A 15,181-nucleotide genomic window follows, 5' to 3' on the forward strand; every position below is an offset into this window, starting at 1 on the left:
ATTAAAAAAGACAAAGATCAGGACGGAATAAAAAACAGACGGGATAAATGCCCGGAAATCGCAGGACCGATTGAAAATAAAGGCTGTCCATGGCCGGATATGGATAGTGACGGTGTTCCTGATAAAGATGATTCCTGCAAGGATGTAGCTGGAGTTTTAGAAAATAACGGTTGTCCGTGGCCGGATACAGATGGTGACGGTGTTATTGATAAAGATGATGCTTGCACAACTGTTGCGGGACCAGCTGAAAATAACGGTTGTCCATGGCCGGATACGGATGGTGACGGAATTTTGGATAAAGACGATGCGTGTCCTACAGTTCCGGGATTACCCGAATATAATGGTTGCCCGAAACCGAAAACTGTGACGGCAGAGGAAATTTCATATTCTCCAAGTTCATCTGCTGCTGAAATGAAAATAGCATCTACAACATCTGGATTAAAAATTAGTAAATCTAAAACAAAAGGTAAAAAAGTAAAGACAAATGAAGAATTTCCAGAAGCAGGAAAACTTACAGCTGGAGAAGTAAATGATTTCTCAAAATGGAATTACTGGCAGGATATGGCAATTCCCGTTTTATCAGATTATAAGAATCAATGGAAATTTTTTCCCGATAAAAGAATTTCGGTTCAATTAGTTAATAAAAATAAAAAACCTGTTATTGGTAAAAAATTAAAGTTGTTGAATGACAAGAAAGAAATTATTTGGGAAGCCGTTTCTGATAATAAAGGCAACGCTGAATTATGGATTGCACCGAGAACGGATTATCAATCTTTATCAAAAAAATATTCTATAACAGACGAAAAAGGAAACACTTTGTCAGCTAATGCAAATTTATTCAAGAAGGGTCAAAATATAATTACAATCGATGCACCATGTCTTCAAAAAAGAAATTTGGATCTGGTTTTTGTGGTAGACGCAACCGGATCGATGGGTGACGAGATTTCTTATTTGCAGGCAGAATTATTGGATGTATTACAAAAAGTAGAGAAAAAACTTCAAAATACTACTGATGTTCGGTACGGTTCGGTATTTTACAGAGATCATGGTGATGAATATGTAACTAAAGAATTTAATTTTTCCAATAAAGCTGAAAATCTGGTGGATTTTATTAAAAAACAAAGCGCCGGAGGAGGAGGTGATACTCCCGAAGCTGTGGTCGAAGCGTTGGATTCTTCTATAGATAAACTTAGTTGGAGCAAAGGAAATTCTACAAAAATTATGTTTTTAATTCTGGATGCATCGCCACATTATTCTGAAGAAAATATTGATAAAATTTACAAAAAAATAAAATTGGCAGCTCAAAAAGGCATTACAATTATTCCTTTAGCGGCGAGTGATACAGATAAGCAAACAGAATATATCATGAGAACGTTTGCTTTACTTACAAATGGAACCTACACATTCCTTACGAATCATAGTGGAATTGGGAATAACCATATTGAACCGACAACAGACTCTTATGAAGTTGAAAAATTAAATGACCTTTTATTAAGACTTATTTTGCAGCGCTCAACAATACCATCTTGTCAGTCATCTTCAAATAATAAATATATTAATAAAAAGATTGAGGTTGAAATAGAAAATGAAGAAAATCCAAAGGTTAAAATCTATCCAAATCCTACGAAAGGTTTAATTAATATTCAATCTAATAAGCCAATTGATGAATTGTATTTATATGATTTCAGTGGCAAAATTTTAATCAGAAAAGAAAAATTGCTAAAAGGAACAAGTAAAATTGATATTACATCTTATCCTCAAAGTGTTTATTTAATGAGATGTAAATATGGAAAACAATGGGATACGTTTAAAATTATTAAAAATTAGGTATAATAAAACAGGCATTCGAAAGGGTGTCTGTTTTATTTTAAAATAAACTTTCAAAAATTATTGAAAGTTCGAAAATTATTATTACATTTGTATTAGAAATAAAAAGTACAACAAAATGCAACTTTCAGAAGCTAAAGAAAAATACATTCAGACTTGGGGAACATTCGCTACCAATTGGGGAATCAACCGTACGATGGCGCAGGTTCACGCTTTACTTTTGGCAAGTGGTAAAGCACTTTCTACCGATGAGGTGATGGAGCAGCTTGAAATTTCAAGAGGAAATGCCAATATGAATCTTCGCGCTTTAATGGATTGGGGAATTGTAAAAAAAGAATTCGTAAAAGGTGAAAGGAAAGAATATTTTTTGGCCGAAAAAGATGTCTGGTATTTATTCAAACAGATTACAAAAGAACGTAGAAAAAGAGAGATTGAACCTGTAATTTCTTTTTTAGAAGAACTTAAAAACATTGAAGATAAAGATTCTGAAGGAGCAAAAGAGTTCATCAAATTAATGGATGATTTCAGTTCCGTAACAGGAAAAATAAATAATATCATGGATCTCGCAATAAAAAGTGATGATCACTGGCTGGTCGGGAAGATCACCAACTTATTAAAATAGAAAGGACATTAAAATCCTTTTTTATTTTAAATAAATTTTCAAAAATTATTGAAAGTATAATATATATGAAAACGTTTTTTCAAAAACATTTGTACATCACAAGCATTTTTGTTATTTTAATAATATTATTGGCTTGGTTTCACTTGGTAAGTAAAGGCAAATATTGGATGATCATTATTTTAATAGTTCCTGTAACCATATTTTTAATTTGGGGATATAATATAGAATATAAAGCAAATGAATATTCAAAAAAAATTGCGGGAAAGCTATTCTTGGTATTATTAAGTATGGTTATTTTAGGTGGATTAATGATTGGTTTAGGATTAGAGGGTCTTACCTATATTGTTATGTCAATACCAATTTATTTTATTCCATTGTATTTTATTTTTTTTATAGGAAGGTTTGCAGGATATTATGATAAGCAAAGATTCAAGGGGCAAAAGAATTCATCAAATTAATGGATGATTTCAGTTCCGTAACAGGAAAAATCAACAATATTATGGATCTCGCGATCAAAATTGATGACCACTTGCTGGTCGGGAAGATCATCAATTTATTAAAATAAAGGACATCAAATTCTTTTTTATTTCAATCTAATTTTTGAAAATTATTGAAAGTATAATAATATTAAAAATTAAAACCTCAAAATATGAAACTCAATATTTTAAAAGCAGAAGTGATATTTCAAACAATATTAAGTTTTGGAAGTCTATTGTATATTATTTTTGATTATACTCAAAACGCTCAGGGAACAGATTTTTTTATTGCACTTTTCTTTGTCGGAGTTTCAAATTTGTTGGGTTTTTTAATAAGAATATCTCTCATTGCAAGCAGGTTCCATCGCTACTATTTCTTTGGAGTTGTTTTATTTTTCCTCACATTGTATTTTATAACCGCACTAAGTGTAGATTCTAAAATAGAGTTTGCGTTTTACTTTATGGGAATTGGGGGAGTACTTTTTAATATTTACTATTTAATTTATGGTTTTTATTTAATTGAGACTAAGAAGGAAGAATAGATTTTTTTTAAAACAAATTTTCAAAAATTATTGAAACTATAATATATACAAAATGTTCAATATAATTTCATATCTGCTTTTTCTTTCTATCAGTTCGTACATCACGATTGATGTTGGAAGAAGATGCTATAATGCAGGAAAGTATTATCTGGATTACCTCATTCACGATGCTAATCTTTGTCTTACGATCAACAGGATACTTTTAGGATGCTATTATTTGATCAATCTCGGCTATATCGCAATTAGTTTGACAAACTGGGGAAAAGTAAATTCTATGGAACAGGTTTTAACGGTTACCTCAATTAGAATAGGTTATATCACTTTGATTCTTTGCTTTTTACACTTTATGAATATTTTCGCTCTTTACTTTTTAAGAAAAAATTTAACTATAAAATAATAATACTATGAATGCAACAATCCTTATCACAACGTACAACTTTCAGGCATACATGATCTATTTACCAATTGTAATCGCACTTACCATTTTGGTTTCTCAGTTTTTATTTAAAAATTCTAAGACCTTCATGATTGATATTTTTCATCAGAAAGAAGATATCGCAATGGCAACAAACTCTCTTTTCAAAATTGGTTTTTACCTTTTAAACATTGGTTTTGCCCTTTGTATCATTGAGTTTTTCCAGATTGAAACCGTTGAAAGATTAGTAGTCGCACTAAGCCAGAAAATAGGAGGATTCTCAATTTATCTTGGAATAATGATGCTTTTGAACTTACTATTATTCTTAAAAGGTCGTAAACACGCCATGAACAAAGATAAAAAAATAGAAAATGAAAACACTGATATTTAAAATCTGGATGTATTTCACATTCAAAATCCAGAACAAAAGAACAAGAGGAGATTTTTTGAACCTTTAAAATTTATAGCCATGAAAACTTTCCTTAAAATCGATTTTTATATCCAATTTATCGCCTCAGTTCTAGCTCTTTTCATTTTGTTGTTGCCGTTGGGTAAAGAATATAATGACTTTGCAGTATTTTACTTCTTTTACATCATTTATGGAATTCAGCTCGTCAGTATTATGATAAAGACGTTTTTCAAGAATAAAACAATTTATTTTAAAATACATAGAATATTTATTATTCCTGTGTGGTCGTTATGGTTCGGACATAATTTGGAAACAGATTTATCTGTCCTATATTCTCTTTATATTCTGGTAGGTCTGCCTGTAATTATGCCGATTTTATATATTTATGACTGTTACAAAACAATGAAAAAATCTGAACTTAACATAAAATAAACACAATGAAAACTCTTAAAAACCACACCCTCATCTACGACAACGAATGTCCGATGTGCAACATCTATTCAAAAGGATTTATGAAAGCAGGAATGTTGGATGAAAACGGAAGAGAAGCCTTTACAGAATTATCATTGAAGAATAAAAATTTAATAGATTTCAACCGTGCAAAAAACGAAATCGCTTTAGTCGATCACAACAAAAACGAAGTGATTTACGGCTTAGATAGTTTGTTATTAATTATTGGAAATTCCTTTCCATTATTGGAAAAAATTGCCAGAGTACAACCTCTCTATTGGTTTTTCAAAAAGCTCTATTCTTTTGTTTCTTATAATCGAAAACAGATTATTCCATCAAAAAAAGATGATACAGACCAATCTTGTGTTCCTGATTTTAATTTGAAATACAGAATTTCATACATCACATTCGTCGTATTTTTCTCAGCCTATATTTTGAGCTTGTTTACAGCAAAATCAGGATTGAATCTGGAACATAATTTTTTGAGAGAATTTATAGTTTGTTTAGGTCAAATTACTTGGCAAACCTCATTTTTAAAGGCATATTTAAAAGAAAAATTTTGGAATTATCTGGGAAATATGATGACAGTTTCTTTAATAGGAACGTTGCTTTTAATCCCGACTTTATTTATCAATTTAAATGCAAGTTTCTACATTATTTATTTCGGAATAGTAGTTTCCATAATGTTTCTGGAACATTTGAGAAGATGTAAAATTTTAAAATTAAATTATCTTCCGACAATTTCCTGGACACTTTTCAGAATGACGGCTTTAGCAATAATTATTTGGTTAAATTTTTAAAGAACTAAAAAATGAATCACCTTGAACTCACAAAAAAAGTAGAATGGAAAGATCTCAAAAAGCTTTCCATCAAAGAAATGTTGATAGAAAATAACATCAGTTTGCCCTGGCTTTTTATTTCCTTGTTTTTGGCTTACAAAGGATATTATTGGTTGGCGCTTCCGTTTTCAGGATTCTATTTTCTGACGGCGCTCAGACAGGTTCATAATGGTTTTCACAACTCGTTGGGAACAGGGAAATTCCTGACTTGGTTGTCAATGTATCTCAATAGTGTGTCAATGATGGCTTCCATTCATGCGGTGAAATTCAATCATATCAGACATCACAAATTCTGTCTTTCAGAAGAAGATTACGAAGGGAAATCTGCTTCAATGAAATGGTACGAAGCGATTTTGTACGGTCCAAAACATATGTTTTTAATTCATTGGGTCACATTTAAAAAAGCCAATAAGAATTATAAAAAGAATATGATTTTAGAGTTAATTTCAATTTCAGTTTTCGTATGTATTGCTTTTTATTTTAATATTAATTTTTTGATATATCACATTTTAATTATGTTTTTTGGAGAATTTTTAATGGCATTTTTCGCAGTCTGGACAGTTCATCACGATACACACGAAAACCCACACATTGCAAGAACCCAACGCGGATTTTGGAAGAATAAATTGACATTTAGCATGTTTTATCACATGGAACATCATTTATTTCCCGCAGTTCCAACAATAAAACTACCCGAACTTGCTGAAAGAATTGATAAAGTTTTACCCGAATTAGATAAAAAACAAACCTTTTAATCATGTCCAAAATCTATTTAGAAACAATGATCAAAGCCGATATTAGTAAGGTATTTGATCTGGCTCGTAGTATTGATCTGCATCAAAATTCAACTTCAAAAACAAAAGAAAAAGCGATTGCAGGAAGAACAAGCGGTTTGATTGAAGAAAATGAAACCGTAACTTGGAGGGCAAAGCATCTGGGTATTTATCAGACTCATACATCAAAAATTATTAGTATGACAAAGCCTTATGAATTCACCGATATTATGTTGAAAGGGACATTTAAATTTTTAAAACATCAGCACATCTTCAAAGAAAAAGAAGGTTCAACTGTGATGATAGACATTTTTGAATTTGAATCTCCTTGCGGGATTTTCGGGAAACTTTTTAACAAATTTTTCCTTAAAAATTATATGAAAAACTTCTTGTTAGAAAGAAATAAAATAATTAAAAACACAGCACAAAGATGAATTTCCTGAAAGCCGAATGGCGAAAATTAGCAATCATCAACTACGAAATCAATCCGGAAATTCTATTAAAATATCTTCCCGAAGGCACAGAACTCGATTTCTACAAAGGAAAATGTTATGTGAGTTTAGTTGGTTTTATGTTTTTAAATACAAAATTATTAGGACTTCCGATTCCTTTTCATCGAAATTTTGAAGAAGTCAATTTGAGATTTTATGTAAAGAAAAAAGAAGAAAACGAATGGAAAAGAGGAGTAGTTTTCATCAAAGAAATTGTTCCGAAACCTGCTTTAAGTTTTGTCGCAAATTCAATTTATAAAGAAAATTACAAAACAATGCCGATGAAAAATTTTATTAATGAAAAAGACGGAGAATTGTTAATAAAATACTATTGGAGAGATAAAAGTTGGCATTCCATAGAAATCACCGCTGAAAACGAACCGTTACCAATGGAAAATAATTCAGAATTTGAATTTATTACCGAGCATTATTTCGGTTTTACGAAAAGAGAAAACAAAACATCAGAATATGAAGTCTGCCATCCAAAATGGAATTGTTATATAGTTAAAAATCATCAGCTCAAAATTGATTTCAATAAAATCTACGGAAGCGATTTTGAATTTTTAAACAATCAAAAACCAATTTCCGTAATGCTTGCAGAAGGTTCTGAAATACAAGTCAAAACTAAAAAATATCTAGCTTAAAATATATTTCAAAAAAACAGCTAGTACTAGCGCTGTCATGCTGAGCCTGTCGAAGCATCTCAACAAAAAAACAGTAACTTGCAACCAACAACTATCAACCAAAATGAAAATAATCATCGCCGCCGGAACTGGCTTCCTCGGAAAAAACCTTGAAAAATATTTTACAGAAAAAGGAAATGAAGTTTATATTTTAACAAGAAATCCGAAACGTAAAAACGAAATTCATTGGGATGCAAAAACCTTAGGTGAATGGAAAAATTGGGTTGAAAACTCAGATGTTTTAATCAATCTCACAGGAAAATCTGTTGATTGTAGATATTCTGAAAAAAACAAAAAGGAAATTTATTCTTCAAGAATCGATAGTACAAAAGTACTTCAACAAGCTGTTGATCAATGTATCAATAAACCTAAGGTTTGGTTAAATGCAAGTTCAGCGACTATTTACACACACTCAGAAACACAATTAAATACAGAAGAAAACGGAATCATCGGCGACGATTTTTCCATGAATATCTGCAAAAGCTGGGAAAAAGAATTTTTTACTGCTAAAAATGAAAATGTACGAAAAGTAGCTTTACGAACTTCAATAGTTTTGGGCAATAATGGAGGTGCTTTTCCGAAGTTAAAATTAATCACAAAATTAGGTCTGGGCGGAAAACAAGGACGGGGAAATCAAAACGTAAGCTGGATTCACATTGATGATTTTTGCAAAGCGATCGAATATATTATTGGTAATGAAAATATGTTCGGAGTAATCAACGTAACTGCTCCTAATCCTTTATCCAACGAAGAATTCATGAGAAAATTAAGAAAAGAAATGAAAATCCCATTTGGAATTAACGCGCCTGTTTGGCAATTAGAAATTGCGTCAATTTTCTTAAAAACTGAAACAGAATTATTATTAAAAAGCAGAAATGTTTATCCCGAAAAATTAATCAAAAACAGATTTGAATTTTCTTATCCAAATATCGAATCTACATTTAAAAATTTGATTTAAACACAAAAAGCACAAATGTTTTCACAAATAAATACAAGTTAAAGATCAATAGGAACGGGCTTTAGCCCGTTTTGAAAGTCAAACAATACAATTTGGCTTTAGCCAAAACGTAAAATTAAATTGTAAAAGTAATATATGAGCTACAAAGTGGCGACTTATTTAAGGATAGAATGAAATCCTATTAACAATCCATGTAAATCAAAATTTTCCGAAGCATAAACCGTTTGCCAGTTCACAAATGATGATTAAATTAGCGAAAACTAAACTTCAATGTTAATCAGACAAAAAGCAAAAACCATATTTCTTTCATCATTTCTTATATCAGCTACTTTTTTTTCACAGGCTCACAATGTTTCGGAAGGTTACCAAAAACCGACTGATCCGCTTGTTGTTCAAAACCTTGAAAACTGGCAGGATTTAAAATTCGGACTTTTCATGCACTGGGGAACGTACAGTCAATGGGGAATTGTCGAAAGTTGGAGCCTTTGTCCTGAAGACGAATCATGGACGCAACGAAAACCCGAACACGGAAAATCTTACAATGAATACGTGAAAAACTATGAAAATCTTCAGACGACTTTCAATCCGACTCAATTTAATCCGCAAAAATGGGCCGATGCAGCAAAAAAAGCAGGAATGAAATATGTGGTGTTCACAACAAAACATCATGACGGGTTTACTATGTTTGATACGCAACAGTCTGATTATAAAATTACTTCTCGAAAAACTCCTTTTTCCAAAAATCCAAAAGCGGATGTGACGAAAGAGATTTTCAATACATTTAGAAAAGAAGGCTTCAAGATCGGAGCTTATTTTTCAAAACCCGATTGGCATTCTGATGATTATTGGTGGTCATATTTTCCGCCAAAAGACAGAAATGTGAACTACGATCCTAAAAAATATCCTGAAAGATGGAACAATTTTAAAAAATTCACATTTAACCAGCTCAACGAGATCACTTCAAACTACGGTAAAGTTGATATTCTTTGGTTGGATGGAGGTTGGGTTCGCCCATTTAACACCATCGATCCAAAAGTGGAATGGCAGAGAACCATAAAGGTCGAACAGGATATTGATATGGATAAAATCGGGACCATGGCTCGGAAAAATCAACCCGGAATTATCATTGTAGACCGCACTGTTCCCGGAAAATGGGAAAATTATGTTACGCCCGAACAAGCAGTTCCTGAACACGCACTTTCGATTCCGTGGGAAAGCTGTATTACAATGGGTGACTCATTTTCTTATGTTCCGAATGACAATTATAAATCGTCTCAGAAAATCATTGAAACTTTAGTTAAAATAATTTCGAGAGGTGGAAATTACCTGATGAATATCGCTCCAGGACCCAACGGAGATTATGATACCATTGTTTATGAAAGATTAAATGAAATTTCAAGTTGGATGGATAAAAATCAGTCCGCTGTTTTTGCGACAAGAGCGGTGACACCTTATCACGACGGAAATTTTTATTATACACAAAGCAAAGATGGAAAAACGGTAAATGTTTTTCACTTGGATGAAAAAACAAATTATCAGGCTCCATCAACGCTCACTTTTTCAATTCCTGAAAATTTTAAACCAAAATCTCTGAAAGTTTTAGGATTATCCAATAAAATTCAGTGGAAAAAATCAGGGAATTCTATTGAGATTAATTTACCCAAAGAAAGAGCTCAATTAAAATATTCAAGTGTAATTCAAATTACACAGTAACTATAAACCATCTTTAAAACGACCTAGGAAATCGAAGCGTTAAGAAAATTAAAACTTAATCCGTTAAGAAATTCCCATTGTTTGAAGCGCGACACCAATATTGATCCGAAGAACGAATATTGAATTCGCGCAAGTTTTGGGAATTTTAGGATTAAATTTTAATTTTTAGCTGAGAGTTCCAAGTCTTGAAATAACATTCGCCGACTTTACGGAGGCAATTTTTGGTTCTTTTGTTTCAAGACAAAAGAACAGTAATTAAATTAAATTATTTATGTGCTTTAAATTTCGTTTTAAAATCATAGCAATTTCATTATTGAGTTCTCTATTCATTTCTGCTCAAAAACCTTTATACAAAGATCCCAAACAACCTGTCGAAGCCAGAGTTCAGGATTTGCTGAAAAGAATGACACCTGAAGAAAAATTCTGGCAGTGTTTCATGATTCCCGGAGATTTAGACAATGTTCCGGAAGATCAATATGCTCACGGAATCTTTGGATTGCAGGTAAGTGCAGGAAATCAAGGCGGCGGCGTTGCCGGACAATTGTTGAAATATAACGCAAATGAAGATGCGGAAAGATTAGCCAAAAAGATCAATGCCATTCAGAAATATTTTGTGGAAGAATCGAGGTTGGGTATTCCGATTATCCCTTTTGATGAGGCTTTACACGGATTGATGCGTGAAGGTGCGACAGCTTTTCCGCAGGCGATCGGTTTGTCGGCAACCTTCAATCCTGAGTTGATGAAAGAAGTTTCGACAGCGATTGCCAAAGAATCAAGATTAAGAGGGATTCGTCAGATTCTGACACCGGTTGTGAATTTAGCGAGCGACGTTCGATGGGGTAGATCAGAGGAAACGTACGGTGAAGATCCATTTTTGACTTCAGTGATGGGGGTGAATTTTGTCAGTTCTTTTGAAAATCAGGGAATTATAACGACTCCAAAACATTTTTTAGCGAATGTCGGCGAGGGTGGAAGAGATTCATATCCAATTCATTGGAGCAAAAGATATCTGGAAGAGACCCATTTGATTCCTTTTCAAAAAGCCTTCACACAGGGCAAAAGTCGATCGGTGATGACTTCTTATAATTTGCTTGACGGAAGACCTTCAACAGCCAATCATTGGTTGCTGACCGAAAAATTAAAAAAAGATTGGAATTTTAAAGGTTTTATCATCAGCGACGCAAGTGCAGTGGGTGGTGCAAATGTGTTGCATTTTACGGCAAAAGATTACGATGATGCTTCTGCACAGTCGATTAATGCAGGGCTTGACGTGATTTTCCAGACAGAGTACAATCATTATAAATTGTTTATTCCGCCATTTTTGGATGGAAGAATTTCTCAGGAAAGAATTGATGATGCGGTTTCGAGAGTTTTAAGAGCAAAATTTGAACTAGGTTTGTTTGAAAATCCTTACGTCTCTGATGCAGCTATTTCAGAATTAAAAAAATTAAATCACAAACCGTTAGCTGAAAAAACAGCCATTGAATCTTTTGTTTTGCTTCAAAATAACCATCAGACACTTCCAATTTCTGAAAGTGTTAAAAAGATTTTAGTGGTCGGAACTGATGCTGTTGATGCAAGATTAGGTGGTTATTCCGGACCGGGAAATAAGAAGGTGAGTATTTTAGATGGGATTAAAAACTTCGTTAAAAATAAAAATATTGGAATAACTTATTCAAAAGGAATTGACTGGAATTTGAAGAGTTTCACCACCGTTCCAACCGAATTTTTATCTTCAGAAAATCAAAAAGGTTTGAAAGGAAATTATTTTTCCAATTCAGATTTAAAAGGAAATCCCGCTTTTGAAAAACAGGACGAACAATTAAATTTCAAATGGACATTATATTCTCCAAATCCTGAAAAACTGCAACCCGACAATTACAGTGTTCGCTGGACTGGAAAATTGGAGGCTCCAAATTCCGGAAAATATCAGCTTGGATTACGTGGAAACGACGGTTTCAGATTGTATTTAAATGGAAAATTAATGATCGACAATTGGGAAAAGTTGAGTTACTCAACCAAAACTGTTGATATTGATTTTGTGAAAGGTCAAAAATCTGATATTGTTGTTGAATTCCATGAAAATAGAGGAGAAGCCAACATCGAGTTGATCTGGAATTATGGTTTAAATGATTACCAAAAAGATTTTAATGATGCTTTAGAATTAGCTCAAAATGCAGATTACATCATCGTTACAGCGGGAATTCATGAAGGAGAATTTCAGGATCGATCTTCATTGAGTCTTCCTGGAAATCAGGAACAATTTATTCAGGAAGTTTCAAAATTAAATAAACCAACAACCGTTGTTTTGGTCGGCGGTTCTGCAATAAAAACGACCGATTGGAAAGATAAAGTTGGAGCCATTTTAGATGTTTGGTATCCCGGAGAAGAGGGCGGAAATGCTATTGCAAAAGTTCTTTTCGGAGTAGAAAATCCTTCCGGGAAATTACCTGTTACGTTTCCGATTGAGGAAGGTCAGTTGCCTTTGACGTACAATCATCATCCGACAGGACGCGGAAATGATTATTATGATCTGAGCGGTGAACCATTATATCCGTTTGGTTTTGGATTGAGTTATACAACTTTTGAAATTTCAGATTTACAATTGAATAAAACAAAATATTCTGAAAACGAAACAATTGTTGCTAAAGTTCAGGTTAAAAACACAGGTTCGAAAGCGGGAAGTGAAGTTGTTCAGTTGTACGTGAAAGATTTATTGGCTTCAGTTTCAAGACCGATTATTGAGTTAAAAGGTTTTCAAAAAGTAGAGTTAAAACCTGGAGAATCCAAGCAAGTTTCAATTGAGGTTCCTGTAAAAGAATTACAGTTTTTAGACGAAAAAATGAATTGGACCGTAGAAAAAGGAACGTACAGAATCATGGTTGGAAATTCTTCTAAAAACCTTCCTTTGAAACAGAATATTGAGGTGGAATAAATTGTTTTTTTTCAATATTGGTATGATATATGTAATGTTTACTTTGAATCTGAATTAAGTTTAATTAATAATGAGTTATTGATTAAAATCATTCAAAAAAAGAAATGTTATGAAAAAGTTATTTATATCAACAATTTTATTAGTAAGCTTATCAATGAATGTTTCGGCACAAAAGCATCCTGCTCCGCCGCCACATCCTTCAAAAAGTGAGTTGGTCAACATCAAATCACGTGAATTGGACAAAAGATATAATCTAGAAAAGAAAGCAATTCTGAACCACCCTGTTGCAACTAAAAAAATGAAACAGGAGCAGTTGAGAGCTTTAAATGAAAAATATCAAAGTCAGAAAAGATTGCTTAAAAAAATGTAATAACAGAGTTTTCTTAGAAATTATTAAAATTGATATAGTTTAATTCTATTCATTCAGTTTTACGAAATTTTTAATTTAAAATAAAATTAATTGAAAGAGAATGCTTTTTGCATTCTCTTTTTTGTTTAAAATTAAATGAATTGTTATTAACAGTGCATTGTGACATGAATTTCCGGAAACATGGAACATCCAATATTTTTCCTTAAATTCGCATAAAAATTTTAAACTAATGAATTACGATATTATTGTCATCGGAAGTGGTCCTGGTGGATATGTTACTGCAATCAGAGCGGCACAATTGGGTTTCAAAACTGCAATTATCGAGAAAGAAAACTTAGGAGGGATTTGCCTTAACTGGGGATGTATTCCGACTAAAGCTTTATTGAAGTCTGCTCAGGTTTTTCATTATATCAATCACGCTGAAGATTATGGTTTAAATAAAGTAGAAGGCAGCTTTGAATTTCCAAACGTAATTCAGAGAAGCCGCGGAGTTGCCAATAAAATGAGCAAAGGAATTGAGTTCTTGATGAAAAAGAACAAAATCGATGTCATTTTAGGTACTGCGAAAGTTCAGAAAGGTAAAAAAGTTTCTGTTACAGATAACGATGGAAAAGTAAATGAATATACAGGAACTCACATTATTATCGCTACTGGAGCTCGTTCCAGAGAGTTACCGAACTTACCTCAAGACGGTAAAAAAGTAATCGGATACAGACAGGCATTATCTCTTCCTGAGCAGCCAAAATCTATGATCGTTGTAGGTTCTGGAGCAATCGGGGTAGAATTTGCTGACTTTTATAACACAATGGGAACGAAAGTAACTGTTGTTGAATTTATGCCAAACATCGTTCCTGTAGAGGATGAAGACGTTTCTAAGCACTTAGAAAAATCTCTGAAAAAATCAGGAATCGAAATTATGGTAAATGCTTCTGTGGAAAGCGTTGACACAAGCGGAGAAGGCGTAAAAGCTACCGTAAAAACGGCAAAAGGAAACATCGTTCTTGAAGCTGATATCTTATTATCTGCTGTTGGGATTGCTGCAAACATCGAGAATATCGGTCTTGAAGAAGTGGGAATCCAGACAGATAAAGGAAGAGTTTTGGTAAACGAATGGTACGAAACTTCGGTTCCTGGTTATTATGCGATCGGAGATTTGATCCCGACTCAGGCTTTGGCACACGTTGCTTCTGCTGAAGGTATCACTTGTGTTGAAAAAATCAAAGGACTTCATGTTGAGAAAATCGACTATGGCAATATTCCTGGCTGTACCTACTGTCACCCTGAAGTTGCTTCTGTTGGTCTTACAGAAAAGCAGGCAAAAGAGAAAGGTTACGAAATCAAAGTTGGTAAATTCCCTCTTTCTGCTAGTGGAAAAGCGACTGCAAACGGAAATACAGACGGTTTCGTTAAAGTTATTTTCGATGCTAAATATGGTGAGTGGTTAGGTTGCCACATGATTGGTGAAGGTGTTACGGATATGGTTGCAGAAGCCGTTGTTGCTAGAAAATTAGAAACTACAGGCCACGAGATCATTAAGTCAATTCACCCGCATCCAACGGTTTCTGAAGCGATTATGGAAGCTGCTGCTGCTGCTTACGGTGAAGTGATCCACATTTAATTTGAGATAATCAATTTTAAATATTATTAAAACCACAGATTTGTCTGTGGTTTTTTCTTT

General features: G+C 33.0%; 15 protein-coding genes and 1 pseudogene. All 16 read left to right on the plus strand.

Annotation, left to right across the window (positions count from 1 at the left end; genetic code table 11):
- Window positions 1-6 precede the first annotated feature (6 nt).
- Window positions 7-378: pseudogene (locus ABD745_RS05220) on the plus strand (thrombospondin type 3 repeat-containing protein); the annotation flags it as partial.
- 33 nt (window positions 379-411) lie between these two features.
- Entirely contained in the window at window positions 412-1,827 is a 1,416-nt protein-coding gene (locus ABD745_RS05225; protein WP_344827208.1) for a VWA domain-containing protein, read from the plus strand.
- Window positions 1,828-1,945: 118 nt separating this feature from the next.
- Window positions 1,946-2,449, plus strand: a complete 504-nt coding sequence (locus ABD745_RS05230; protein WP_072410050.1) for a GbsR/MarR family transcriptional regulator — start codon at window positions 1,946-1,948, stop codon at window positions 2,447-2,449.
- A 65-nt stretch (window positions 2,450-2,514) separates the two neighbouring features.
- Entirely contained in the window at window positions 2,515-2,907 is a 393-nt protein-coding gene (locus ABD745_RS05235; RefSeq protein ID WP_344826293.1) for a hypothetical protein, read from the plus strand.
- 191 nt (window positions 2,908-3,098) lie between these two features.
- On the plus strand, window positions 3,099-3,467 hold the full coding sequence (locus ABD745_RS05240) for a hypothetical protein (RefSeq protein WP_344826296.1): 369 nt from the start codon (window positions 3,099-3,101) through the stop codon (window positions 3,465-3,467).
- Window positions 3,468-3,519: 52 nt separating this feature from the next.
- Window positions 3,520-3,864: a hypothetical protein gene (locus ABD745_RS05245; RefSeq protein ID WP_344826299.1), complete on the plus strand. Its 345-nt coding sequence runs from the start codon at window positions 3,520-3,522 to the stop codon at window positions 3,862-3,864.
- Between the two features lie 7 nt (window positions 3,865-3,871).
- Window positions 3,872-4,273 (plus strand): hypothetical protein, encoded by a 402-nt coding sequence (locus ABD745_RS05250; protein ID WP_344826302.1) that lies wholly within the window; start codon window positions 3,872-3,874, stop codon window positions 4,271-4,273.
- 455 nt (window positions 4,274-4,728) lie between these two features.
- The gene (locus ABD745_RS05255) at window positions 4,729-5,541 is read left to right on the plus strand and encodes a DCC1-like thiol-disulfide oxidoreductase family protein (protein WP_344826305.1); all 813 of its coding nucleotides are present in this window, start codon (window positions 4,729-4,731) and stop codon (window positions 5,539-5,541) included.
- 11 nt (window positions 5,542-5,552) lie between these two features.
- The gene (locus ABD745_RS05260) at window positions 5,553-6,335 is read left to right on the plus strand and encodes a fatty acid desaturase (protein WP_344826307.1); all 783 of its coding nucleotides are present in this window, start codon (window positions 5,553-5,555) and stop codon (window positions 6,333-6,335) included.
- 2 nt (window positions 6,336-6,337) lie between these two features.
- On the plus strand, window positions 6,338-6,787 hold the full coding sequence (locus tag ABD745_RS05265) for an SRPBCC family protein (protein WP_344826309.1): 450 nt from the start codon (window positions 6,338-6,340) through the stop codon (window positions 6,785-6,787).
- Window positions 6,784-7,488, plus strand: a complete 705-nt coding sequence (locus ABD745_RS05270; protein WP_344826311.1) for a YqjF family protein — start codon at window positions 6,784-6,786, stop codon at window positions 7,486-7,488. The genes ABD745_RS05265 and ABD745_RS05270 overlap by 4 nt, the downstream gene beginning before the upstream one ends.
- A gap of 103 nt (window positions 7,489-7,591) precedes the next feature.
- Window positions 7,592-8,485, plus strand: a complete 894-nt coding sequence (locus tag ABD745_RS05275; protein ID WP_344826313.1) for a TIGR01777 family oxidoreductase — start codon at window positions 7,592-7,594, stop codon at window positions 8,483-8,485.
- Window positions 8,486-8,755: 270 nt separating this feature from the next.
- Window positions 8,756-10,198: an alpha-L-fucosidase gene (locus ABD745_RS05280; RefSeq protein ID WP_344826315.1), complete on the plus strand. Its 1,443-nt coding sequence runs from the start codon at window positions 8,756-8,758 to the stop codon at window positions 10,196-10,198.
- 313 nt (window positions 10,199-10,511) lie between these two features.
- The gene (locus tag ABD745_RS05285; protein ID WP_344826317.1) at window positions 10,512-13,133 is read left to right on the plus strand and encodes a glycoside hydrolase family 3 N-terminal domain-containing protein; all 2,622 of its coding nucleotides are present in this window, start codon (window positions 10,512-10,514) and stop codon (window positions 13,131-13,133) included.
- Between the two features lie 109 nt (window positions 13,134-13,242).
- Window positions 13,243-13,503, plus strand: coding sequence for a hypothetical protein (locus ABD745_RS05290; protein ID WP_344826319.1), 261 nt, complete (start codon window positions 13,243-13,245; stop codon window positions 13,501-13,503).
- Window positions 13,504-13,732: 229 nt separating this feature from the next.
- Complete coding sequence (gene lpdA / locus ABD745_RS05295) at window positions 13,733-15,121, plus strand: dihydrolipoyl dehydrogenase (RefSeq protein WP_344826322.1); 1,389 nt, start codon at window positions 13,733-13,735, stop codon at window positions 15,119-15,121.
- Window positions 15,122-15,181: the final 60 nt, after the last annotated feature.

Origin of the sequence: Chryseobacterium ginsenosidimutans (assembly GCF_039536845.1) — a bacterium.
Lineage (GTDB): Bacteria > Bacteroidota > Bacteroidia > Flavobacteriales > Weeksellaceae > Chryseobacterium > Chryseobacterium ginsenosidimutans_B.

What these genes read in the sequence shown, in the direction of transcription:
- ABD745_RS05225 (WP_344827208.1), top strand. Translation starts at nt 412, where the DNA reads ATGAAAATAGCATCTACAACATCTGGATTAAAAATTAGTAAATCTAAA.
- ABD745_RS05230 (WP_072410050.1), top strand. Translation starts at nt 1,946, where the DNA reads ATGCAACTTTCAGAAGCTAAAGAAAAATACATTCAGACTTGGGGAACA.
- ABD745_RS05235 (WP_344826293.1), top strand. Translation starts at nt 2,515, where the DNA reads ATGAAAACGTTTTTTCAAAAACATTTGTACATCACAAGCATTTTTGTT.
- ABD745_RS05240 (WP_344826296.1), top strand. Translation starts at nt 3,099, where the DNA reads ATGAAACTCAATATTTTAAAAGCAGAAGTGATATTTCAAACAATATTA.
- ABD745_RS05245 (WP_344826299.1), top strand. Translation starts at nt 3,520, where the DNA reads ATGTTCAATATAATTTCATATCTGCTTTTTCTTTCTATCAGTTCGTAC.
- ABD745_RS05250 (WP_344826302.1), top strand. Translation starts at nt 3,872, where the DNA reads ATGAATGCAACAATCCTTATCACAACGTACAACTTTCAGGCATACATG.
- ABD745_RS05255 (WP_344826305.1), top strand. Translation starts at nt 4,729, where the DNA reads ATGAAAACTCTTAAAAACCACACCCTCATCTACGACAACGAATGTCCG.
- ABD745_RS05260 (WP_344826307.1), top strand. Translation starts at nt 5,553, where the DNA reads ATGAATCACCTTGAACTCACAAAAAAAGTAGAATGGAAAGATCTCAAA.
- ABD745_RS05265 (WP_344826309.1), top strand. Translation starts at nt 6,338, where the DNA reads ATGTCCAAAATCTATTTAGAAACAATGATCAAAGCCGATATTAGTAAG.
- ABD745_RS05270 (WP_344826311.1), top strand. Translation starts at nt 6,784, where the DNA reads ATGAATTTCCTGAAAGCCGAATGGCGAAAATTAGCAATCATCAACTAC.
- ABD745_RS05275 (WP_344826313.1), top strand. Translation starts at nt 7,592, where the DNA reads ATGAAAATAATCATCGCCGCCGGAACTGGCTTCCTCGGAAAAAACCTT.
- ABD745_RS05280 (WP_344826315.1), top strand. Translation starts at nt 8,756, where the DNA reads ATGTTAATCAGACAAAAAGCAAAAACCATATTTCTTTCATCATTTCTT.
- ABD745_RS05290 (WP_344826319.1), top strand. Translation starts at nt 13,243, where the DNA reads ATGAAAAAGTTATTTATATCAACAATTTTATTAGTAAGCTTATCAATG.
- lpdA (WP_344826322.1), top strand. Translation starts at nt 13,733, where the DNA reads ATGAATTACGATATTATTGTCATCGGAAGTGGTCCTGGTGGATATGTT.